Origin of the sequence: Promicromonospora sp. NPDC057488 (assembly GCF_042802395.1) — a bacterium.
GTDB lineage: Bacteria > Actinomycetota > Actinomycetes > Actinomycetales > Cellulomonadaceae > Promicromonospora.
Window position 1 is genome coordinate 1 of record NZ_JBHVEG010000037.1, and the last position, 21589, is coordinate 21589.

The following is a 21589-nucleotide window of genomic DNA, read 5'->3' on the forward strand; positions in this document are numbered from 1 at the left end:
CGGCACAGGGCTGTGCCGACCTCGATGCCAAGTGCCGACGTCGCAGGAGACTGCCGACCTCAGCCGCCAACCGCAGCCGCCGGCCGGCGGCCCTCAGCCTGCCGAACTCAGTCCTCGCCGCCGCCGAAGCGCTCGCGGTAGGCGTCCAGGTCGTCGTCGCTGATCTTGGCGAACAGCACCGGCGGCACCGTGAACGCCGTCCCGGCCGGCACGGCGTCGAGCGACGTCGCGGCATCGGCGTCGACCCAGGTCGCGGTGTCGTCGTCGAGGGCGAACACGCCGCGCAGCGTCGCCGCCGTCTGCGGGATGAACGGCTCGGAAACCACCGAGTAGAGGTGGATCAGGTTCATAGCGGTGCGCAGCGAGACCGCCGCCGCCTCCGGGTCGACCTTGACCTGCTTCCACGGCTCCTTCTCGACAAGGTACGCGTTGCCCGCCGACCACAGCGCGCGCAGGGCGTTCGCGGCCTTGCGGTACTGGAGGGCCTCCAGGTGCTCCTCGTACTCGGCCAGCAGCCGGGACACCTCGGCGCCGAGCTTCTCCTCGGCCGGGCCGGGCTCGCCGCCCTCGGGGACGGTCTCGCCGAACCGCTTGGCCGAGAACGTCAGCACCCGGTTGACGAAGTTGCCGAGGGTGTCGGCCAGGTCCTTGTTCACCGTGCCGGCGAAGTGCTCCCAGGTGAACGACGAGTCGTCGGACTCCGGGGCGTTCGCGATCAGGTACCAGCGCCAGTAGTCGGCCGGCAGGATCTCCAGCGCGGCGTCGGTGAAGACGCCCCGCTTCTGCGACGTCGAGAACTTGCCGCCGTAGTAGGTGAGCCAGCTGAAGCCCTTGACGTAGTCGACCATGGTCCACGGCTCGCGGACGCCGAGCTGCGTGGCCGGGAACATCACCGTGTGGAACGGGACGTTGTCCTTGGCCATGAACTGCGTGTAGCGCACGTCGTCGGCCTCGTACCACCAGGACTTCCAGTCCCGGGTCTCGCCTGCGGGGGCGGCGTCCGCCCACTCCTGGGTGGAGCCGATGTACTCGATCGGGGCGTCGAACCACACGTAGAAGACCTTGCCGTCGGCGGCGAGCTCGGGCCAGGTGTCGGCCGGGACGGGCACGCCCCACTCCAGGTCGCGCGTGATGGCGCGGTCGTGCAGGCCCTCGGAGAGCCACTTGCGCGCGATCGAGGTGGACAGCAGCGGCCAGTCCTTGCTGTTGCCGTCGATCCACGACTCGACCTCGGCCTGGAGCTTCGACTGGAGCAGGAACAGGTGCTTGGTCTCGCGCACCTCGAGGTCGGTCGAGCCGCTGATCGCCGAGCGCGGGTCGATCAGGTCCGTCGGGTCGAGCACGCGGGTGCAGTTCTCGCACTGGTCGCCGCGCGCGCGGTCGTAGCCGCAGTGCGGGCAGGTGCCCTCGACGTAGCGGTCGGGCAGGAACCGGCCGTCGACCGGCGAGTACACCTGCCGGATCGCCCGCTCCTCGATGAAGCCGTTTTCGTTGAGCTGCCGCGCGAAGTGCTGCGTGGTCTCGGCGTTCTGCTCCGAGGAGCTGCGCCCGAAGTGGTCGAACGACAGCCCGAAGCCCTCGTAGATCTTCTTCTGCGTCTCGTGCGCCCCGGCACAGAACTCGGCGACGGGCAGGCCCGCCTCGGCCGCGGCCAGCTCGGCCGGCGTGCCGTGCTCGTCGGTGGCGCAGATGTACAGCACGTCGTGGCCGCGCTGGCGCATATACCTCGCGTAGACGTCGGCCGGGAGCATCGACCCGACCATGTTCCCCAGGTGCTTGATGCCGTTGATGTACGGAAGCGCACTGGTGACAAGGTGGCGAGCCATCGCTGGATGCTCCGATTCGTAGTTCTGGATCCGTGGGTCCGGGCAGGATGCCCGGCGGGCTCGCGGAGCGAGCCACGGCCAAGCCTAGATCCACCGGGTCCCGGGGGCGGCATCGCGGTCACGGTGTGAGCGGCGTCGCGCTCGGGATGGTCAGGCGGCGGCCGGCCGCGGGGCACGGCCCAGCAGCCGCAGCGCGGCGAGCCACGGGTCGGAGCCGGTCGCGGTGAGCGGCGGCTCGAACACGCCCGGCGTGCCGCCCGGCCGGGCGGCGATGGCGCCCGCGCTGTCGAGCACGAAGGCGACGGTGGCGTCGTCGGGCCGGTAGGTGGCGCCGACCGCGGTGGCCACGTCCCAGGCGTGCACCGCGGTGTCGAGGAGCTGCATGCCGAGGGCGAGGGTCGCCGGGACCTGGGCGCCGAACTCGGCCAGGTGGACGGTGGCGTCCGGTTGGGCGCGGCCGAACCCCTCCCGCAGCGCCGTCGCGGACTCCGCCCACACGCCGACGGCGCTGTCCGGCGTCACCGCCGGTCCCGCGTAGAGCGCGATGTCGGCGTCGCCGTCGCCGAGGGCGGCCGCGAAGCCGCGGTTCTGGCCGATCATGTGCGACAGCAGGGCGGCGAGGTCCCACTCGTCGCACGGCGTCGGGAGGTCGAGCGGGCCCTGTGCGGCCCGCTCGACGAGGCGGGTGGTGTCGGCGAGGGCGGTGTGGTGCAGGGTGAGCATCTCCGAATAAGTAAGCATGCGTAGACGATACACCCGCGCAGATCATAGGTTGGTGGTTAGGATCTCCGGGTGGAGCGTCCCGAGCTTGGCTATCTCTTCGACCGGCTGCTGCGGGTGGTGATCGCCCGCGAGGAGCCGATCCTCGCGGCCGCCGGCCTGCAGATGTGGGATCACGTGCTGCTCACCGCGCTCGCCCGGCGGGACGCCCCGACCCAGGCGCAGCTCGCGGCCGAGACCGGGCGCGACAAGACCCGGCTGATCGGCAACCTGGACCGGCTCGTCGAGCTCGGGCTGGTCAGCCGCGTGCCCGACCCGGCCGACCGGCGCAACCGCGTGGTCTCGCTCACCGCCGAGGGGCGGCGGGTCCTGGAGCAGTGCCAGGCAGGCATCCGCGCGATGGAGACGGAGCTGCTGGGCGGCCTCCCGGCCGGCGAGCGCGCGGACTTCGAGCGGGCGCTGGTGGCGCTGGTCGCTTCCCTGGACTAGCGCAGGCTCCCCCGGGCACGGCCGCCGAGCGCGCGGCGCGGGTCGCCCGCGCACGGCACGCCGAGCAGGTCCGGGGCGCCGACGTCGGCGGGCAGCGCCACCTCCGCGAGCGGCACCTTGTCGGGGTCGCAGACGAGCGTGGGCACCAGCCGCGCGACCGACGCCCGGCCCAGCAGCCGCAGCTCCGGCCACGTCGCGCCGCCCGGGCTCGCGAACCCGGCGTCGAGGACCAGCACCCTGAGGCCGTCGTGCGTGGTCGTGGTGTCGAGGACGGTCGTGACCAGCACGACGGACGGCTCCGGGCGGTCCGCCGTGTGCAGGCACGGCGTGCCGCACAGCAGCGCGAGCCCGTGCAGCGAGACACCGCCCACGACGACGTCGGTGGTGGTCGCCCGGGTGCCCGCCGGCCAGGCAGCGGCGGCGAGCGGGTCGGGGATGCTCGCGCGGAGCGTGGGCAGGAGCGCGGTGAGAGTCATGACCCCGTCGTACGGCGCGGGGACGGGCGCGGACCCGAGCGCTGACACAACCCATACGGACGCCCGCCAAGTCCTGACGGTGCCCGTACGGACGCTCCCCCACCCACCGGAATAGCGTGATCGGGTGCCTGATCCACGCTCCACGCGGCTCTTCGCCGCGACTGTCACGCCCTTCACCTCCGACGGCCACCTCGACCTCGACGCGCTCGCCGCGCACGTCGACCGCCTCGTGCGAGAGGGGGTGGACGGGCTGGTCGTCGGCGGGACCACGGGCGAGTCCGGCGCCCTCGCGCCGCAGGAGCGCACCGAGCTGCTCCGCGCTGCCATCGACGCGGCCGGCGACCGCGCCGCCGTCGTCGCCGGGGTGGGCGAGCACGACACGACCACGGGCATCGCCCTCGCCGTCGCCGCCGCCCGGGCCGGGGCCGACGGCCTGCTCGTCGCCGCCCCCGCGGCGAGCCGCCCGTCGCAGGCCGGGCTCCTGGCGCACGTCCGGGCGCTCGCGGACGCCGTCGAGGTGCCCGTGATGCTCTACGACAACCCGCGCCGGTTCGGCGTCGGCTTCGAGACGGCGACCCTGGTCCGCGCGGCCGAGCACCCGGGTGTCTGGGCCGTCAAGGACGCCACGGAGAACCCGCACCGCGCCGCGGAGATCATGGGGCTGACCGACCTCGCCTACTACGCCGGGTCGGACGCCGCGGCCATGGTGCTGACGGCGGGCGGGCAGGGCGTGGTCGGCGTCGGCGTCAACGTGGAGCCCGCCGCCTGGCGGGCCTACGTCGACGCGCTCCTGGACGGCGACCTGGACGCCGCGGACGACTTCGCCCGGCGTCTCGCCCCGCTCGACCACGCCCTGCACCGCCACGTGCCGCCCGCGGTGGCGACCAAGGTGGTGCTGCGCGGCCTCGGCCTGCTGCCCACCGCCCGGGTCCGCCTGCCGCTGGTGGGCCCGGTCCCCGAGGAGGCCGCGGCGATCCGCCGCGACCTGGAGGTCTACGAGGGGCTCCCGGACTTCCGCAGCGGGCTCGCCCGACTCGACCACCCGGACGCGCACGGGGGCGCGCTCCGCCTGCTCTGAGGAGCGTTCCGCCGGCTGTGAGGCGGACGCCGCCGGCTCCGGGTCCCCACCACGGAGCCGGCGGCGCGTCAGAGCCAGTGGCGCTTCCTGAACCCGGCGTAGAGCCACCCGGCCCAGCCCGCCATGGCGAGCACGGCGAGCGGGTAGCCCAGGGGCCAGGAGAGCTCGGGCATGTGCTCGAAGTTCATGCCGTAGATCGTGCCGATCAGCGTGGGCGCCAGGAAGATGGCCGCCCACGCCGAGATCTTCTTGACCGTCTCGCTCTGCTGGTAGGTGGCCTCGGCCAGCCGGCGTACCTCGTCGTTCTGCCGCTGCCCCACCATCGTCGAGGTGAGGTCGAGGATGCCGCGGTAGTACTCGATCAGCCCGTGCACGTACTGGAGCTGGCCGCTGGTCAGGTCCCGGACCAGGTCGAACAGGCGCCTGCCGTCGGCCACGGCGGCCCGGCCCGTCCAGGAGACGCCCGGCAGGCCCGCGAGGCTGTCGTAGACGGCGGAGTTCTGCGTGCTCATGGTCCACACGGCGAGCAGCTCGTGCCGGGCCCGGAAGAGGCCGTCCAGGAATCCCTCGGCGTTGGTGACGCGGCCGCCGGTGAGCCACTGCTCGAACCGCCACACGTCCGAGGTGACCGTCTCGACGAGCTCGTCCTGCACCCGCGCCATCGCCGAGACGATCGCGCGGGAGAGCTCGAAGCCGCTGTCGGGGCGGAACCGGTCGGCCTTGATCCGCTCGAGGACCGCACGGGTCTCCCGGAGCGCGACGTCGTCGGCGACGGCCGGGTTCACCGGACCGTGCACGGTCACGAGGTACCGCCGGCCCACGAACTGGTCCAGCTCGATGTAGTGGATGTGCCCGTGCTCGCCGCGCTCGGGTCCGTGCAGCACCACGAAGACGTGGTCCCGGTAGGCGTGCATCTTGGGCACGCGGTTGCGCTCGACGGCGTCCTTGACCGCCAGCGGGTGGAACCGGAACACCTCCGAGAGCACCCGGACCGCGTCGTCGTCGCACTCGGGGACGTCGACCCACACCAGGCCCTCGTCGGCGGCGAGCAGCTCCGGCAGCTCGTCCACGGTGCGGGACGCGACCCCGTCGGCGGTGATCAGGCGGACCTCCATCACGCCGCCCCCGACCAGGAGGGCACGCGGTGCAGCAGGAGCTGCGCCGACGTGTGCCGCACGCCCGGCTGCGCGCGCAGGCCGCGGAGCTCCTCCTCGACGTCCGGCAGGCTGCGACACGCGAGGTGGACGGCGTAGTCGGACTCCCCCGTGACCTGCCACGCCGACACGACGGCGGCGCTGCCCGCCAGCGCCTCCTCGAACGCCGCGAGGTCGGCGTCCGCGCGCACCCGCACCTGTACCAGGACCTCCACCGGGCGGCCGAGGACCGCGCGGTCGACCCGGGCGTGGAAGCCCGCGATGACGCCCCGCTCGACCAGCCGGCGCACCCGCACGGACGTCGCGGAGGTACTCAGGCCGGTCGCCGCGGCGAGCTCCTGCAGCGTGGCCCTCCCGTCGTGCAGCAGCAGGTCCAGGAGCACGCGGTCGGTGTCGTCCGGCGCCGGTGCGGGCGCCGGATCGGCACCGGAGGATCGGCGGGCGGCTGAGGTCAGGGCCATACCGCGACGCTACGAACGCCGCGCACGGGAACGGGTCGCGTGAACGTTATCCGTACGCCGGACCCGGACATCCTGACGGGACCTTGACGCCCTCGCTCCCCGGAGGCGCCGTCACTCCTCGAACCGGTACCCCGCCCCCGGGTGCGTCAGGATGTGCTTCGGGTGCGACGGGTCCTGCTCCAGCTTGCGCCGCAGCTGCGCGGTGTAGACGCGCAGGTAGTTGGTCTCCGTCGAGTAGGCGGGGCCCCACACCTCGTGCAGCAGCAGCTTGCGGTCCACGAGCCGGCCGCGGTTGCGCACCAGCACCTCCAGCAGCGCCCACTCGGTGGGGCTCAGCCGCACCTCTTCCCCGGCGCGCGAGACCTGCCGCCGCGCCAGGTCGATCCGCAGCTCGCCCGCGGTGACCACGGGCTCCTCGGCCTGCGCGGGCTCCGCCCGGCGGACGGCGGCGCGCAGCCGCGCCAGCAGCTCGTTCATGGCGAACGGCTTGGTCACGTAGTCGTCGGCGCCCGCGTCGAGCGCGTCCACCTTGTCGTCGCCGAGCTGCCGGGCCGACAGCACCACGATCGGCACCCGGGTCCAGCCCCGGATGCCGGCGATGACGTCGAGCCCCGGCATGTCGGGCAGCCCCAGGTCGAGCAGCACCACGTCCGGCCGCGTGGACGCCACGGCGTCCAGCGCCGCCGCGCCCGTGGGCGCCGCGGTCACGTCCCAGCCGTGCGCGCGCAGGTTGATGGCCAGCGCACGGGTCAGCGCGGCGTCGTCGTCCACCACGAGCACGCGGTTGCCGGACGCCGAACGCTCGCCCCCGCCGTCCACCTCACCGGTCACGGGACCATCCCATCACGCGGGACGGTGAGAACCATGGTCAGACCGCCGCCCGGAGTGTCCTCGGCGGAGATCCGGGCGCCGACGGCGTCCGCGAGGCCCGACGCGACCGCCAGGCCCAGGCCCAGGCCGTTCGCGCTCGTGTCGTCGAGCCGCTGGAACGGCTCGAACATGGTCGCCTTGCGGTCCTCCGGCACGCCGGGGCCCGTGTCGGCGACGCGCAGCTCCACGGCGTCGCGCGCGGCCGAGGCGGTGAACAGCACCTTGGCGCCGGGCGGCGAGTGCCGCACCGCGTTGGAGACCACGTTGGCCACCACGCGCTCGAACAGGCCGGGGTCGGTGTGCACGAGCGGCAGGTCCTCCGGCACGTCGAGCGTGAGGTCGGCCAGCCACGGCTCGACGGCGATCGGCACCACCTCCTCCAGCGACGCGGCACGCAGCGCGGGCCGGACGGCGCCGGTCTGGATGCGGGACAGGTCCAGCAGGTTGCCGATGAGGCGCTCCAGCCGGTGCGTCGAGTCGGCGATCGTGGCCGTCAGGATGTCGCGGTCCTCCCGGTCCAGCTCGACGTCCGGCGAGGCCAGGCCGTCCACGGCCGTACGGATCGCCGCGAGCGGCGTGCGCAGGTCGTGCGAGACGGCGGCGAGCAGCGCGGTACGGGTGCTCTCGGTGCGCTCCAGCACCTCGGCCTGGGCGGCCTGCTCGCGCAGCCGGCGCCGCTCCATGACGATCCCGGCCTGCGCCCCGAACGCCTCGACCACCTGCCGGTCGCTCGCCGGCAGCACGCGGCCGGCCAGGACGAGCCGGTGCCGGTCGTCGATCGCCACCTCGGTCACGGTCGCCTCCTCCTCGGCGCGGCCGTGGGGAGCGGGCCCGGCGTCCGCCTCGGTGACCCACCGCTCGTGCGCCACCACGGACCAGGGCGCGCGGTCGTCGGCGCGCTCCTCCAGGCGCACATCCCCCATCGCGAAGGTCTGGGCCAGCCGGTGCACGATCGCCTGCGCCGTGTCCTGGCCCGACAGCACCGACCGGGACAGCGCGGCCAGCGTGGACGCCTCGGCGCGCGCCCGGTAGGCCTGCGTGGTGCGGCGGGCCGCCAGGTCCACCACGGAGGCCACGGCCACCGCGATCACCACGAACACCGCCAGCGCGAGCACGTTCTCCGCCTCCGCGATCGTCAGCCGGCCCGTCGGCGCCGCGAAGAACCAGTTCAGGCACAGGTTCGACACCACGGCCGCCACGACGGCGGGCCACAGCCCACCGATCATCGCGACCCCCACCACGCCCGCCAGGAGCAGCATGGCGTCCGTCGCGAGCGCCACGTCGTCGGTGCCGAACGCCAGCAGCCCGGCCGTGAGCACCGCGGGGATGAGCAGGGCCGACGCCCAGCCCGCGGCCCGGCGCCGCGGGGACAGCGACGAGTAGCGCGAACGCACGCCCACCCCGACCCGCGCCCGCTCGTGGGTCACCAGGTGCACGTCGATCGCGCCCGACAGCCGCGCGATCTCGGCGCTGGACGAGCCCAGCAGCGCCTGCCGCCACACGGGGTGCCGGGAGACGCCCACCACGATCATCGTCGCGTTGACCCCGCGCGCGAAGTCCACGACGGCGGACGGCACGTCCTCCCCCACCACCGTGTGGAACACGCCACCGAGCGACTCCACCAGCGCGCGGTGCGCGGCGATCGTGGCCGACGGCGTCGACGGCAGCCCGTCGGTCGGCAGCACGTGCACGGCCAGCAGCTCGGTGCCCGCCGCCCGCTGGGCGATCCGCGCGGCCCGGTGCAGCAGGGTCTCCGTCTCCGGGCCACCGGTGACGGCCACGACGATGCGCTCGCGGGCCGGCCAGGTGCCGCCGATCGAGTGGTCGGCGCGGTACCGGGTCAGGGCGTCGTCCACCCGGTCGGCCAGCCACAGCAGCGCGAGCTCGCGCAGCGCCGTCAGGTTGCCCACGCGGAAGAACGACGACATGGAGGCGTCGATCTGCTCGGCGCGGTACACGTTGCCGTGCGCCAGCCGGCGCCTCAGCTGCTCCGGTGAGAGGTCCACGAGCTGGATCTGGTCCGCCTCGCGCACCACCTGGTCCGGCACGGTCTCGCGCTGCCGCACGCCGGTGATGGCCTCGACGTCGTCCGTCAGGGACGCGATGTGCTGCACGTTGACCGTGGTCACCACGTCGATCCCGGCGTCCAGCAGGTCGTGCACGTCCTGCCAGCGCTTGGCGTGCTGGGAGCCGGGTGCGTTGGTGTGCGCCAGCTCGTCCACGAGCGCCACCTCGGGCGCGCGCTCCAGCACCGCGGCGACGTCCAGCTCGGTGAGCGTGGACCCGCGGTGCTCGGCCAGCCGGCGCGGGATCATCTCCAGGTCGCCGATCTTGGCGACCGTCGCGGCCCGGCCGTGCGTCTCGACCAGCCCGATCACGAGGTCCGTGCCGCGCGCACGGCGGCGGTGCGCCTCGTCCAGCATGGCGTAGGTCTTGCCCACGCCAGGGGCCGCCCCCAGGTAGACGGTGAGGCGGCCCCGGCGTCCGGTGGTCATGGGTTCAGTGTGCGTCATCGAGCGCGAGGTTGAGCTCCAGCACGTTGACCCGCGGCTCGCCCAGCACGCCCAGGTCACGCCCGGCCGTGTGCGCCTCGACCGCGGCCTCGACGTCGGCCACCGGCAGGCCGCGCTCGCGCGCCACCCGGGCGACCTGGATCGCGGCGTACTCGGGGCTGATCTGCGGGTCCAGGCCCGAGCCGGACGCCGTCACGGCGTCGGCCGGGACGTCGGCCGGGTCCACGCCCTCCAGCTCGGCGACGGCGGCCTTGCGCTCCTCGATCGTCGCCACGAGGTCGGGGTTGAGCGGGCCCAGGTTCGAGGCCGCCGAGGCCAGGGTGTCGTACCCGTCGCCCGCCGCCGACGGCCGCGGGTGGAAGTACTCGGCGCCGGTGAAGCCCTGGGCGACCAGCGCCGAGCCCACCGCCTCCGACCGGTCGGTCGTGTGCGAGCCGTCCGAGCGGACGAGCGAGCCGTTCGCCTGCCAGGGGAACGCCACCTGTCCCACCGCCGTCATCGCGAGGGGGTAGGCCAGGCCCGTGAGCAGGGTGAAGACGAGCAGCATGCGCAGCCCCGCCAGCGAGTGCCGGGTCAGCGTCGCGAGATCGCTCGCCACCGTGGTGCTTGCCATTGTGATTTCCTTTCCGGATCCGATGCGCGCGGGCTACAGGCCCGGGATCAGCGAGACGACGAGGTCGATGAGCTTGATGCCGATGAACGGCGCGACCAGGCCGCCCAGGCCGTAGACGAGCAGGTTGCGCGTCAGCAGGGACGACGCCGACGCCGGCCGGTACCGCACGCCGCGCAGCGACAGCGGGATCAGCGCCAGGATGATCAGCGCGTTGAAGATGACGGCCGACAGGATCGCCGAGCCCGGGCTCGCCAGGCGCATGATGTTCAGCACCTCGAGCTGCGGGAACACCGTCATGAACATGGCGGGCAGGATCGCGAAGTACTTCGCGACGTCGTTCGCCACCGAGAACGTGGTCAGCGCACCGCGCGTGATGAGCAGCTGCTTGCCGATCTCCACGATCTCGATCAGCTTGGTGGGGTCCGAGTCGAGGTCCACCATGTTGCCCGCCTCCTTGGCGGCGGACGTGCCGGTGTTCATCGCCACGCCGACGTCGGACTGGGCCAGCGCCGGGGCGTCGTTCGTGCCGTCGCCGGCCATCGCGACGAGCTTGCCGCCCTCCTGCTCGCGCTTGATGAGCGCGAGCTTGTCCTCCGGGGTGGCCTCCGCCAGGACGTCGTCCACGCCCGCCTCCGCGGCGATGGCCCGCGCGGTCACGGCGTTGTCGCCAGTGACCATCACCGACCGGATGCCCATGGCGCGCAGCTCGTCGAACCGCTCGCGCATGCCCTCCTTGACCACGTCCTTGAGCCGGACGACGCCGAGCACGCGCGCCGGCGCCTCGCCCACCTGCTCCGCGACCACCAGCGGGGTACCGCCCGCCTTCGAGACCGCGTCCACGTGCTTCTCGAGGTCCTTGAGCTCACGCTCGGAGACCTGCGCGCCCGTGCTGTGCACCCAGCGCTGGATCGCGCTCCCGGCACCCTTGCGGATGCGGTGCATCTCGGTGTGGCCCGCGCCCCCGGCCTCGCTGGACCGCGTCAGCGGCAGGTCCACGCCCGACATCCGGGTCTGCGCCGTGAACGGCACCAGCTCCGCGTCCAGCGGCAGCTCCTCGCCGACGCCGTACTTCTCGTCGACCAGGTCGACGATGCTGCGCCCCTCCGGGGTCTCGTCGGCCAGCGACGCGAGCCGCGCCGCGACCGCGAGCTCCTGCGGCGTCACCCGGCTCACCGGCAGCACCTGCGTGGCGCGCCGGTTGCCGTACGTGATGGTGCCCGTCTTGTCGAGCAGCAGCACGTCAACGTCGCCCGCCGCCTCCACGGCGCGGCCCGACATCGCCAGCACGTTGCGCTGCACCAGCCGGTCCATGCCCGCGATGCCGATCGCGCTCAGCAGCGCGCCGATCGTCGTCGGGATGAGGCAGACCAGTAGCGCCACGAGGACCAGCAGCGACTGCCGCGAGCCCGAGTAGACCGCGAACGGCTGCAGCGTGGCCACCGCCAGCAGGAACACGATGGTCAGCGACGTGAGCAGGATGTTCAGCGCGATCTCGTTCGGCGTCTTCTGCCGCTCGCTGCCCTCGACCAGGGCGATCATCCGGTCCACGAACGTGGCGCCGGCGGGCGCCGTGATGCGCACGACGACCTGGTCGGACAGCACCACGGTGCCGCCGGTGACGGCGCTGCGGTCGCCGCCGGACTCGCGGATGACCGGCGCCGACTCGCCGGTGATGGCCGACTCGTCGATGGACGCGACGCCCTCGATGACGTCGCCGTCGCCCGGGACGGTCTCGCCCGCGGCGACCACCACGACGTCGCCCACCTGCAGCGTCGAGGACGGCACCTCGACGGTGGGCAGCAGGTCCAGCCGCGTGCCCGAGGTCAGGGTGTCCTGCGGGGCGTCGACCTTGCGCGCCGTCGTCTGCTTCTGGGTGGCGCGCAGGGTCGAGGCCTGCGCCTTGCCGCGCGACTCCGCCACGGACTCGGCGAGCGTCGCGAAGAGCACGGTGGCCCACAGCCAGACCGCGATCCACCAGGCGAACACGCCCGGCTCGACGATCGCGAGCACCGTGGTGACCAGGGCGCCCACCTCGACCACGAACATGACGGGCGAGGTGTACAGCACGCGCGGGTCGAGCTTGCGCAGTGCGCCCGGGAAGGCGGACCGCAGCTGCGTCCAGGTCAGGGCGCGCGGTGCGGCGGAGCGCTTGGCCCGCTGCGGGCCGGCCCCGCCGGCCGCGGGTTCTTGGGTGGGGACGTCCGGGATGTTCCGGGTGTCGATGGTCATGACAGGGACTCCACAACGGGACCGAGGGAAAGAACGGGGATGAAGGTGAGACCCACGACGATGATCGCCACCGTCGCCAGCAGGCCCGCGAACAGCGGGCGGTGCGTGGGCAGGGTGCCCGACGTCGCGGGCACGGCCGTCTGGCTCGCGAGACGGCCGGCGAGGGCCAGCACCAGCGCGATCGGCACGAACCGGCCGGCCAGCATCGCGATGCCCTGCGTCACCTCGTAGAACGGGGTGCCGCTGGTGAGCCCGCCGAACGCGGAGCCGTTGTTGTTCGCGGCGGAGGCGTAGGCGTACAGCACCTCGGACAGGCCGTGCGGGCCCGACTCCTGGATGCCGACGAGGCCCGGCTCGACGACCACGGCGATCGCCGTGCCCACCAGGACCAGCGCGGGGACGGTCAGCACGTACAGCGCGACGAGGGTCATCTCGGGGCGGCCGATCTTCTTGCCCAGGTACTCGGGCGTGCGACCCACCATGAGCCCGGCGATGAACACCGCGACCACGGCCAGGACGAGCATCCCGTACAGGCCGGAGCCGACGCCGCCCGGGGCGATCTCGCCCAGCAGCATGTTGAACAGCACCAGCCCGCCGCCGGGGGCGGTGAGCGAGTCGTGCGACGCGTTCACCGCGCCGGTCGACGTCGCCGTGGTCGCCACCGCGAACAGCGCGCTGCCCGCGAGGCCGAACCTGGTCTCCTTGCCCTCCATGGCGGCGCCCGCCGCCTGGGGCGCGGCCCCGGGGCCCGCCATCTCGGCCCAGGTGGTCAGCGCGAGCGAGGCCGCGAAGAGGCCGGCCATGACGCCGAGGATCGCCCAGCCCTGCCGCTTGTCGCCGACCAGGATGCCGAACGTGCGGGGCAGCGTGAACGGGATGAGCAGGATCAGGAAGATCTCGACCAGGTTGGTGAACGGCGTCGGGTTCTCCAGCGGGTGGCCGGAGTTCGCGTTGAAGAAGCCGCCACCGTTGGTGCCGAGCTCCTTGATGACCTCCTGCGAGGCCACCGGGCCACCCAGCGACTGCTGGGTGGCGCCCTCGACCGTGGTGATCGCGGTGTGCGGGTCCAGGTTCTGGATCACGCCGCCGGCCATCAGCAGCACCGCGGCCACCAGGGACAGGGGCAGCAGGATGCGGGTCACGCCGCGGGTCAGGTCGGACCAGAAGTTGCCGATGCGGGCGTCCGTCCCGGAGCGGGCGAACCCACGCACCAGGGCGATCGCGACCGCCATGCCGACGGAGGCGGAGACGAAGTTCTGCACGGCCAGGCCGGCCATCTGCACCAGGTGTCCGGCGGCGGCCTCACCCGAGTACCACTGCCAGTTGGTGTTGGTCACGAAGCTGACCGCGGTGTTCCAGGCACCGGCCGGGTCGAACCCGGTGAAGCCCAGGCTCCACGGCAGGTACGCCTGGAGGCGCAGCATGCCGTACAGGAACAGCACGGAGACGAGCGAGAACCCGAGCAGGGACATCAGGTAGGTGGTCCAGCGCTGCTCGGCGTCCGGGTCCACGCGGACGACGCGGTACCAGAGGCGCTCGGCGCGCAGGTGCTTCGGGCTGGAGTAGACGTGCGCCATGTAGGCGCCCAGGGGGGCGTGGACGGCGGCGAGGACGGCGACCAGGACGGCCACCTGTGCCACCGCGACGAGGACTGCGGAGCTCATGGCGGCGATCACCGCGTCCGGTCGGCGCGGATCAGCGCCACGAAGAGGTAGACGAGGCCCGCGAGGGTGAGCACCAGGCCCACGGCGTCGAAGGGGTTCACTTCCGCCTCCCCGAGGGGCGCGCGGAGTCGTCGCTCGCGGCGGCGCGGCGCGCCACCAGAGCCACCGCGGCGAAGAACGCCACGGTCAGGAGGATGAAGGCCAGATCGGTCATGCCACTGGTCTACGCCTGCGCGCGACCGGTGGAACCAGTCCTTGACGGAACGCTGACGCCGCCTGACCGCCCGCTAACACCCTCCTGACGTCGCGGGCTTCTGTGGGGCCGGGGGCGGTGAACGTAGGGTCCGTCGGCGCATGAGCGGCCATGGACCGACGACGCCTACGTTCGACCACTCGACCACTCGACCACTCGGCAGCGCGTGCCGAGTGCCAGGTGCCGGGTGCCGCGCGTCGTCGGCCCGGCTGGGCGCCGTCGAACGTAGGGCCTGTCGTCGCATGAGCGGTCATGAGCCGACGACACCTACGTTCGACCACTCGGCAGCGCGTGGGGAGTGCCGGGTGCCGGGTGCCAGGTGCCGCGCGTCGTCGGCGCGGCCGGGCGCCGTCGAACGTAGGGTCCGTCGGCGCATGAGCGGTCATGAGCCGACGACACCTACGTTCGACCGCTCGACCGCTCGGCAGCGCGTGCCAGGTGCCAGGTGTCGGGCAGCGCGTGCCAGGTGCCAGGGTGCGGGTGCGCTCATCTAACTCGGGCCGGGAATGAGATCGGTCGGTTGCTGTGAGGTCGGTCGGTTGATGGACCGGTCTCGCAGCAACCGACCGATGTCGTCAGCGCGGCGCGGGTGGGTCAGAAGTCGAAGAGCTCACCCAGGATCGACTCCTTGCGCTTCTTCTTGTAGCGCGAGTCGTAGCGGCGGTCGCCGTACGAGTCGTAGCGGCGGTCGTCGTCACGACGGCGGTCGTCGTCGTAGCGGCGGTCGCGGTCGTAGCGGCGGTCGTCGTCACGACGCCGGTCGTCGTAGCGCGGGTCGTAGGCCGGCTGCGGCGAGCCGTAGGCCGGGCCGGCGTGCACCGGGTTCGGCGCCGAGGGGGCGACGGGAGCGGGCGGGGCCACGGGGGCCGACGGCCGGTTCTCCGCGGCGATCTCGGCCTCGACCGACCGGTCGATGACCTTGTCGAGCTCGCCACGATCGAGCCACACGCCACGGCACGTGGGGCAGTAGTCGATCTCGATCCCCTTGCGCTCGGACATCACGAGCGTCGTCTGGTCGATGGGGCACAGCATCGGTTGGTCTCCTCGCGGTCGTCTTCTACCGGTCACCCAACGGACAGGGCGGGGCTGCGGTTCCTGCGGGCTACGCCGGAACTCCCACGCTCTCACGGACCACCGGCTCGCCCCACCCCGCAGCGCCCTCCGCGAGCCCCCCGGCGTCCGCGAGCGCCCCGGCGTCCGCGAACCCGGCGACGTGCGCGGCGGCCGCGAGCGCCCCGGCCGTGCCGCCGTCCCCGTTCGCGACGACCGCCCAGACGATCGCCGCCGCCACGAGCAGGCCCGCGAGCACGGCGAGCGTGATCTTCCACGCCGACCACGGCCGCTGGCCCACCACCTCGGCGGTGCGGGCGTTGACCAGCACCTGGAACGGCTTGCCGCCGTACAGGTAGGTGGCGATCCACACGGGCAGCAGCAGGAGCTTGTAGGTCACCGCGGCGTAGCTGGTGTGCACCTGGTGCACGCGCTGCACGTCGCCGCCGATGTCCCGCTCGCAGTCGTTCTCGATGACCGGCGCCATCTCGCCCTTGGCGACCTCCAGCCCGGTCTCGGGCTCGACGTCGTACCGCAGGGTCTCGTAGCCGGCCAGGTAGTCGGGCTGGTAGGCGCGGGCCTGCTGCAGCGGCCACGGGCTGAGCTTCGCGAGGTGCTCCGGCATGACCCGCCCGGTCCCGGCCACCAGCACGTCGTCGAAGTCCCGCCCCACCGTGCCCGACGCCGGGTACCAGCGCGTCTTCTGCACCTGCCGGGTCTGGGTCTGGCTGCGACCCTCGGAGTCGGTGGTCGTGTAGGTCTCGGTGACCCAGTAGTGCTCGCCACGCTGCCCGACGTAGTCGGACCGGGTCCGCGCGTCGAACGTCCAGTGCGGCAGGTAGACGCCGTGCGCCTGCTCGGCGGAGACCACCTTCTTCAGGGCCGACGGCGCGAACCAGCGCGAGCGCACCCAGGTCCGCAGGGCGCCCTGCATGGCGTCGCGGTCCACCTCGAAGGGCAGCACCGCCTCGGGCTCGACCAGGCCGAGGCCCTCGACCTCGGCGACCATGGGCGACCCGCAGAACCCGCACTTCTGGGAGAGGTGGTCGCTGGTGGTCACGGCGCCGCAGGTGCCGCACCGGTAGTCCTGCGTGGCGGGCGCGACGGTGCGCGTCCGGGACGCGAGCGCCGCGAAGTCGTGCTCGCGCACCTCGCGGACGACGGCGGTGACCTGCTGCGTGTGCCCGCAGTAAGGGCAGGTCAGCGTGCCGGTGCCCGCGGCGAACTCGACGTTGGCCCCGCACTGCTCGCACGGGTAGGCGTGGTGGGCGGCGGGGCCGCCGTCGGTGAGCTCGACCATCCTCAGGCCTGCGGCAGCGGGGGCGGCGTCGCGCCGAGGTGCTTGGCCACGTCGGGCACGGACGACGCCGGCTCCCAGCCGGCCATGCCAGCGCGCCAGATCAGCGTGCTCGGCGTGAGGGTGCCGGCGGCGGCCTGGGCGGCCAGCGCGGCGTCGTCGAACGGGCCGGTCTGGGCGCCGCCGTTGCCGAGGAACCAGCCGCCCGGGAGGGGCGGCGGGCCCGCCGGGGCAGCCGCGGGGGCCGGGGCGGACGGCGCGGCGGGCTGGGTGGGCGGCACGATCGCGTTGCCCACCGCCTGGCCCAGCCCCATGCCGATGACGGCGCCCGCGCCGCCTCCGCCGTCGGCCGCGGCCTCCATGGCGGCACCGGCCTGGAACTGCTGGAAGGCGGCCATGCTGCCCACGGTGCCGGACGAGACGATGCCCATGGAGGTGCGCTTGTCGAGCGCCTCCTCGACCTCGGGCGGCAGCGAGATGTTCTCGATGACGAACTTCGGCACGGCGATGCCGAGGTCGGTCGACAGCTCCTCGGTGAGCCGGGCGGCGAGCTGGTCGCCGAGGTCGCCGTGGTGCGCGGCGACCTCGATGACGGGGATGCCGGACGACGAGAGCACGCTCGCGAAGTGGCTCACCACGTTCTGGCGCAGGTACTCGTGCACCTCGTCGGTGCGGAACTGCGGGTCGGTGCCGACCAGCTCGCGCAGCAGCAGCTGCGGGTCGGAGACCTTGGCGGAGAACGCGCCGAAGGCCCGCACGCGCACCATGCCGAGCTCCGGGTCCCGCATCATGACGGGGTTCTTGGTGCCCCACTTGAGGTCCGTGAACTGGCGGGTGCTGACGAAGTACACCTCGGCCTTGAACGGCGAGTGGAAGCCGTGCTTCCAGCCCTTCAGGGTGGACAGCACCGGGAGGTTCTGGGTCTCCAGGGTGTAGGTGCCGGGCTCGAACACGTCGGCGATGGTGCCCTCGTTGACGAAGACCGCGGTCTGCGACTCGCGGACGACGAGCCGGGCCCCCATCTTGATCTCGTTCTCGTAGCGGGGGAACCGCCACACGATGGTGTCCCGCGTGTCGTCGAGCCACTCGACGATGTCGACGAGCTCGCCCTTGATCTTGTCCAGCAGACCCATGACGTCTTCCTCTTCTCTCCACCCGGGCAGGTGCCCGGGAGCCCCAAGCACTCGGACCCTACAAGTCCGGTACGTCCCGGCAAACGAAAAGGCATCGTGTTCGGTGCCCAGGACGTCCCACGGCCGTCCCACGTGCTGTCCGGCGCCTGCCGGTGAACCGGACATGTGAGAGAGTTTCACCGCAGGGTGACTACCCGGCGAACCTGTCCGGAGGTGCTAGGACCGATGACCGTCCTCGTGGCGTACAACGAGTCACCCCAGGGTGAGGCCGCTATGCGTGCCGCCGTCGCCGAGGCGGTACGGCGCCGCCAGGAGCTGGCCGTGCTCGTGCTGACGCCGCAGGCGGACAGCAAGGTCCCCGCCTCGCTGGCGCACCTGCTCGACACCGTGCCCGGCACGGTCTCCGTGGCGCCGGTCGCGTTCCGCGCCGAGCAGGCCGACGTCGCCGACGCGATCGTCGACCAGGCCGAGGCCGTGTCCGCGGAGCTCGTCGTGATCGGCTCGCGCAAGCACTCGACGGTGGGCACGTTCCTGGTGGGGTCGACGACGCAGCAGGTGCTGCTGGACTCCCCCGCCCCGGTGCTGGTCGTCAAGGCCAGCTACGCCTGAGCCGGACTACGCTCGGGAGATGAGCGCTGTGACTCTCGGCATCCCGTCGGTGCGAGGCGTGCCCCGGCGCGCGGCCACCCCGGCGGGGCGACCGCGGCCCGAGACGCCGCTGCTGGTCGACCGCTACGGGCGCGTGGCGCACGACCTGCGCGTGTCGATCACCACGGCGTGCTCCCTGCGCTGCACCTACTGCATGCCCGCCGAGGGCCTGCCGCTCGTGCCGAAGGACGAGCTCATGACGCCGGACGAGATCGGCCGCCTCGTCCGCATCGGCGTGCACGACCTCGGCATCCGCGACATCCGGTTCACCGGCGGCGAGCCGCTCATGCGGCGGGACCTGGAGCAGATCGTCGGCGCCTCCCGGACCGCCGCCGACGACGCGATGCGTGCCCTGGGCTCCGACGAGCACGTCCGCATCGCCATGACGTCCAACGCCCTCGGCCTGGACAAGCGCGTGGGCGCGCTGGTCGCGGCCGGGCTGGACCGCGTCAACGTCTCGCTGGACACGGTGGATCGCCAGGCGTTCGCGACCCTGACCCGCCGGGACCGGCTGGACGACGTCCTCACGGGGATCCGCGCGGCGCTGGCCGCCGGGCTGGCGCCCGTCAAGATCAACGCGGTGCTGCTGCCCGAGACCCTGGCGGGCGCCGCCGACCTGCTCGCCTGGTCCGTGGAGCACGGCTGCAACCTGCGGTTCATCGAGGAGATGCCGCTCGACGCCGACGGCCGCTGGACGCGCGAGGACGTGGTCAGCGCCGCCGACCTGCTGGCGGTGCTGCAGGAGCGGTTCACGCTCACCCCCGCCGGCCGCGAGGACCCCTCGGCCCCGGCCGAGGAGTGGCTCGTGGACGAGGGCCCGGCGACCGTCGGGATCATCGCCTCGGTGACCCGCTCGTTCTGCGGGGCCTGCGACCGCACCCGGCTGACTGCCGAGGGCACCGTGCGCTCGTGCCTGTTCGGCAACGAGGAGACCGACCTCAAGTCCCTGCTGCGCGCCGGCGCCACCGACGACGAGGTCGGCGACGCGTGGCGGGCCGCCATGTGGGCCAAGCCCCGCGCCCACGGGAGCGACGCCGTCGAGCTCGCGGCCGACGCGTTCGCGGAGACCGAGCGCAGCATGGGCGCCATCGGCGGCTGACATGACTTCCACGTGACCTGGGGTCGTCCCAGGTGACGTCCCGGGGACGCCCGCGTGTACGTTGCCGGAAGCCTCACCCCCGCGAGCGACAAAAAGCCGCATAACGCCCAGACGGGTTCCTAGGCTCCCGGCACGTGACCACCATCGCGACGCCACGGGCGCCCGAGGACCCCGGCGCCCCGCCGGCCGGTTCCGCGGGCCCCGAGCGCACCGAACCCCAGCGCCTGGGCCGCAGCCGCCTCGCGGCCGGCCGCCGCCGCACCGCCCTGCTCTGGGCGCTCCTGCTGGCCGGCCCCAACATCGCCCTCCTGCTGGTCTTCGTGTACCGGCCGCTGGTCGAGAGCCTCTACCTCTCCACCCTGCAGTGGAACCTCGGCTCCCCCACGGCGCGGTTCGTCGGGCTCGGCAACTACGTCGAGTGGTTCACCGCGCCGACCACCGGGCGCATCGTGCTCACCACGCTCGTCTTCACCGTCGCGACCGTGGGCGGCGCCATGGTGCTGGGCCTCGGCCTCGCCCTGCTGCTGAACCGCAGGCTGCGGGGCCGCGGCATCGCCCGCACCGTCGCGTTCGCGCCGTACGTGCTGGGCGGGTTCGCCGTCGGCATCCTCTGGCTGTTCATGTTCGACCCGCGCTACGGCCTGATCCAGGAGCTGCTCGGCTGGGTGGGCATCGCCTCGCCCCAGTGGTACACCGGCCGCCCCTGGCCGCTGGTCATGGTGATCGTCGTCTACCTGTGGAAGAACCTCGGGTACGTCGCCCTCATCTACCTGGCGGGCCTGCAGGCCGTGCCGCAGGACCTCAAGGACGCCGCGGCCATCGACGGCGCCTCCGCCGCCCGCACGCTGCGCTCCGTGGTGCTGCCCCTGCTCACGCCCACCACGTTCTTCCTGCTCGTGACCATGCTGCTCAGCTCCCTGCAGTCGTTCGACACCATCAAGGCGATGACGCAGGGCGGCCCGCTCGGGTCCACCACCACGCTCATGTACTCGATCTACGTGGAGAGCTTCGTCAACGGCCGGGCGGGCTACGCGTCCGCCGTCGCCACGATCCTGTTCCTCGTGCTGCTGGCCGTCACCGCCGTGCAGCTGCGGTTCGTCCAGCAGAAGGTGCACTACGCATGACCGCCACCACGCTCCCGCGCCCCACCGGCCCGGCCGGCCCCACCACGCCCGCCCGCCGACGGCGCTCGCCCCAGCTGGGCGGCTACGTCACCATGATCTTCGCGACCCTCGTGCTGGGCGCCCCGCTGCTGTGGATGGCGCTCGCGAGCCTCAAGGCCCCGGACGAGCTCTACCAGGTTCCGCTCCAGTGGCTCCCGGCGCAGCCGGACCTGGACAACTACGCGCAGGCCGCTGGCGCCATCCCGCTCGGCCGGCTGCTGGTCAACAGCATCGGCCTGACCGTCGTCGGCGCGGGGCTCAAGGTCGCGCTCGGCCTGTGCTGCGCGTACGCGCTGGTCTTCCTCGACTTCCCGTTCCGCAAGGTCGTGTTCGGGCTGGTGATCGCCACGCTGATGATCCCGCCGCAGATCACGATCATCCCCAACTACACGCTCGTGGCGAGCCTGGGCTGGCTGAACACCTACCAGGGCATCCTCGTGCCCGGGCTCGCCAGCGCGTTCGGCACCTTCCTGTTCCGCCAGCACTTCCTGACGCTGCCCCGGTCCGTCCTGGAGGCGGCCGAGCTCGACGGCGCGGGCCACTGGCGCAAGCTGTGGCGGTTCGTGGTGCCGATGAGCACGCCCACGCTGGCCGCCGTCGCGCTGGTCTCGGTCGTGACCGAGTGGAACGACTACCTGTGGCCGTTCCTCGTGGTCGACGACCCGTCCAAGATGACGCTCCCCGTGGGCCTCACCCTGCTGCAGAACACCGACGGCATGACGAACTGGGGCGTGCTGCTCGCCGCCACCGTCGTCGTGACCCTCCCCATCCTGCTGGTCTTCCTCGTCCTGCAGCGCCGGCTCGTCGCCGGCCTCACCGCGGGCGCCGTCACCGGCTGACCAGCGCCCGCACT

20 protein-coding genes are annotated in these 21589 nt (G+C 73.0%); 6 read left to right on the forward strand and 14 right to left on the reverse strand.

Going from position 1 to position 21589, the window contains the following annotated elements:
• Positions 1-107 precede the first annotated feature (107 nt).
• The gene (gene metG, locus ACFU5G_RS10205; RefSeq protein ID WP_377243282.1) at positions 108-1826 is read right to left on the reverse strand and encodes a methionine--tRNA ligase; all 1719 of its coding nucleotides are present in this window, start codon (positions 1824-1826) and stop codon (positions 108-110) included.
• Between the two features lie 150 nt (positions 1827-1976).
• A complete protein-coding gene (locus ACFU5G_RS10210) occupies positions 1977-2567 on the reverse strand; it encodes a TIGR03086 family metal-binding protein (RefSeq protein WP_377243285.1) in 591 nt (196 codons plus the stop codon).
• A gap of 51 nt (positions 2568-2618) precedes the next feature.
• Here ACFU5G_RS10210 and ACFU5G_RS10215 point away from each other — a divergent pair, with 51 nt between their 5' ends.
• A complete protein-coding gene (locus ACFU5G_RS10215; RefSeq protein WP_377243288.1) occupies positions 2619-3035 on the forward strand; it encodes a MarR family winged helix-turn-helix transcriptional regulator in 417 nt (138 codons plus the stop codon).
• On the opposite strand, the gene ACFU5G_RS10220 is transcribed toward ACFU5G_RS10215, so the two are convergent.
• On the reverse strand, positions 3032-3511 hold the full coding sequence (locus ACFU5G_RS10220) for a hypothetical protein (protein ID WP_377243291.1): 480 nt from the start codon (positions 3509-3511) through the stop codon (positions 3032-3034). The genes ACFU5G_RS10215 and ACFU5G_RS10220 overlap by 4 nt on opposite strands.
• 124 nt (positions 3512-3635) lie before the next feature.
• Between ACFU5G_RS10220 and ACFU5G_RS10225 the strand changes: the two genes are divergently transcribed.
• Positions 3636-4589, forward strand: coding sequence for a dihydrodipicolinate synthase family protein (locus ACFU5G_RS10225; protein WP_377243294.1), 954 nt, complete (start codon positions 3636-3638; stop codon positions 4587-4589).
• 68 nt (positions 4590-4657) lie between these two features.
• Here the strand turns inward: ACFU5G_RS10225 and ACFU5G_RS10230 are convergent, their stop codons facing one another.
• The 11 genes from ACFU5G_RS10230 to ACFU5G_RS10280 all read right to left on the reverse strand — a co-directional run bounded on the left by ACFU5G_RS10230 (position 4658) and on the right by ACFU5G_RS10280 (position 17826).
• Positions 4658-5704 carry a magnesium transporter CorA family protein gene (locus tag ACFU5G_RS10230; protein WP_377243297.1) on the reverse strand — a complete coding sequence of 349 codons (1047 nt, stop codon included), beginning with the start codon at positions 5702-5704 and terminating at the stop codon, positions 4658-4660.
• The gene (locus ACFU5G_RS10235; RefSeq protein WP_377243300.1) at positions 5704-6204 is read right to left on the reverse strand and encodes an Lrp/AsnC family transcriptional regulator; all 501 of its coding nucleotides are present in this window, start codon (positions 6202-6204) and stop codon (positions 5704-5706) included. Before ACFU5G_RS10235 ends, ACFU5G_RS10230 begins: the two co-directional genes overlap by 1 nt.
• A 111-nt stretch (positions 6205-6315) precedes the next feature.
• Positions 6316-7035: a response regulator gene (locus tag ACFU5G_RS10240; protein WP_020016460.1), complete on the reverse strand. Its 720-nt coding sequence runs from the start codon at positions 7033-7035 to the stop codon at positions 6316-6318.
• Positions 7032-9569 (reverse strand): DUF4118 domain-containing protein, encoded by a 2538-nt coding sequence (locus ACFU5G_RS10245; protein ID WP_377243303.1) that lies wholly within the window; start codon positions 9567-9569, stop codon positions 7032-7034. Before ACFU5G_RS10245 ends, ACFU5G_RS10240 begins: the two co-directional genes overlap by 4 nt.
• Before the next feature lie 4 nt (positions 9570-9573).
• Positions 9574-10200: a potassium-transporting ATPase subunit KdpC gene (gene kdpC / locus ACFU5G_RS10250; RefSeq protein WP_377243306.1), complete on the reverse strand. Its 627-nt coding sequence runs from the start codon at positions 10198-10200 to the stop codon at positions 9574-9576.
• 33 nt (positions 10201-10233) lie between these two features.
• Entirely contained in the window at positions 10234-12429 is a 2196-nt protein-coding gene (kdpB, locus tag ACFU5G_RS10255; protein WP_377243309.1) for a potassium-transporting ATPase subunit KdpB, read from the reverse strand.
• A complete protein-coding gene (gene kdpA, locus ACFU5G_RS10260) occupies positions 12426-14093 on the reverse strand; it encodes a potassium-transporting ATPase subunit KdpA (RefSeq protein ID WP_377243312.1) in 1668 nt (555 codons plus the stop codon). Before kdpA ends, kdpB begins: the two co-directional genes overlap by 4 nt.
• A gap of 8 nt (positions 14094-14101) precedes the next feature.
• Positions 14102-14194: a K(+)-transporting ATPase subunit F gene (gene kdpF / locus ACFU5G_RS10265; protein ID WP_020016455.1), complete on the reverse strand. Its 93-nt coding sequence runs from the start codon at positions 14192-14194 to the stop codon at positions 14102-14104.
• Positions 14195-14940: 746 nt separating this feature from the next.
• Positions 14941-15378, reverse strand: a complete 438-nt coding sequence (locus ACFU5G_RS10270; protein WP_377243315.1) for a zf-TFIIB domain-containing protein — start codon at positions 15376-15378, stop codon at positions 14941-14943.
• A gap of 70 nt (positions 15379-15448) precedes the next feature.
• Complete coding sequence (locus ACFU5G_RS10275; RefSeq protein WP_377243318.1) at positions 15449-16696, reverse strand: hypothetical protein; 1248 nt, start codon at positions 16694-16696, stop codon at positions 15449-15451.
• Positions 16697-16698: 2 nt separating this feature from the next.
• Positions 16699-17826 (reverse strand): SPFH domain-containing protein, encoded by a 1128-nt coding sequence (locus ACFU5G_RS10280; protein ID WP_377243321.1) that lies wholly within the window; start codon positions 17824-17826, stop codon positions 16699-16701.
• Between the two features lie 225 nt (positions 17827-18051).
• Between ACFU5G_RS10280 and ACFU5G_RS10285 the strand changes: the two genes are divergently transcribed.
• From ACFU5G_RS10285 to ACFU5G_RS10300, 4 genes are all read left to right on the forward strand, one after another.
• Complete coding sequence (locus ACFU5G_RS10285) at positions 18052-18435, forward strand: universal stress protein (RefSeq protein ID WP_377243324.1); 384 nt, start codon at positions 18052-18054, stop codon at positions 18433-18435.
• Positions 18436-18454: 19 nt separating this feature from the next.
• On the forward strand, positions 18455-19573 hold the full coding sequence (gene moaA / locus ACFU5G_RS10290; protein WP_377243327.1) for a GTP 3',8-cyclase MoaA: 1119 nt from the start codon (positions 18455-18457) through the stop codon (positions 19571-19573).
• Between the two features lie 134 nt (positions 19574-19707).
• Positions 19708-20697 (forward strand): carbohydrate ABC transporter permease, encoded by a 990-nt coding sequence (locus ACFU5G_RS10295; protein WP_377243330.1) that lies wholly within the window; start codon positions 19708-19710, stop codon positions 20695-20697.
• Positions 20694-21575: a carbohydrate ABC transporter permease gene (locus ACFU5G_RS10300; RefSeq protein ID WP_377243333.1), complete on the forward strand. Its 882-nt coding sequence runs from the start codon at positions 20694-20696 to the stop codon at positions 21573-21575. Before ACFU5G_RS10295 ends, ACFU5G_RS10300 begins: the two co-directional genes overlap by 4 nt.
• The last annotated feature ends 14 nt before the right edge of the window (positions 21576-21589 follow it).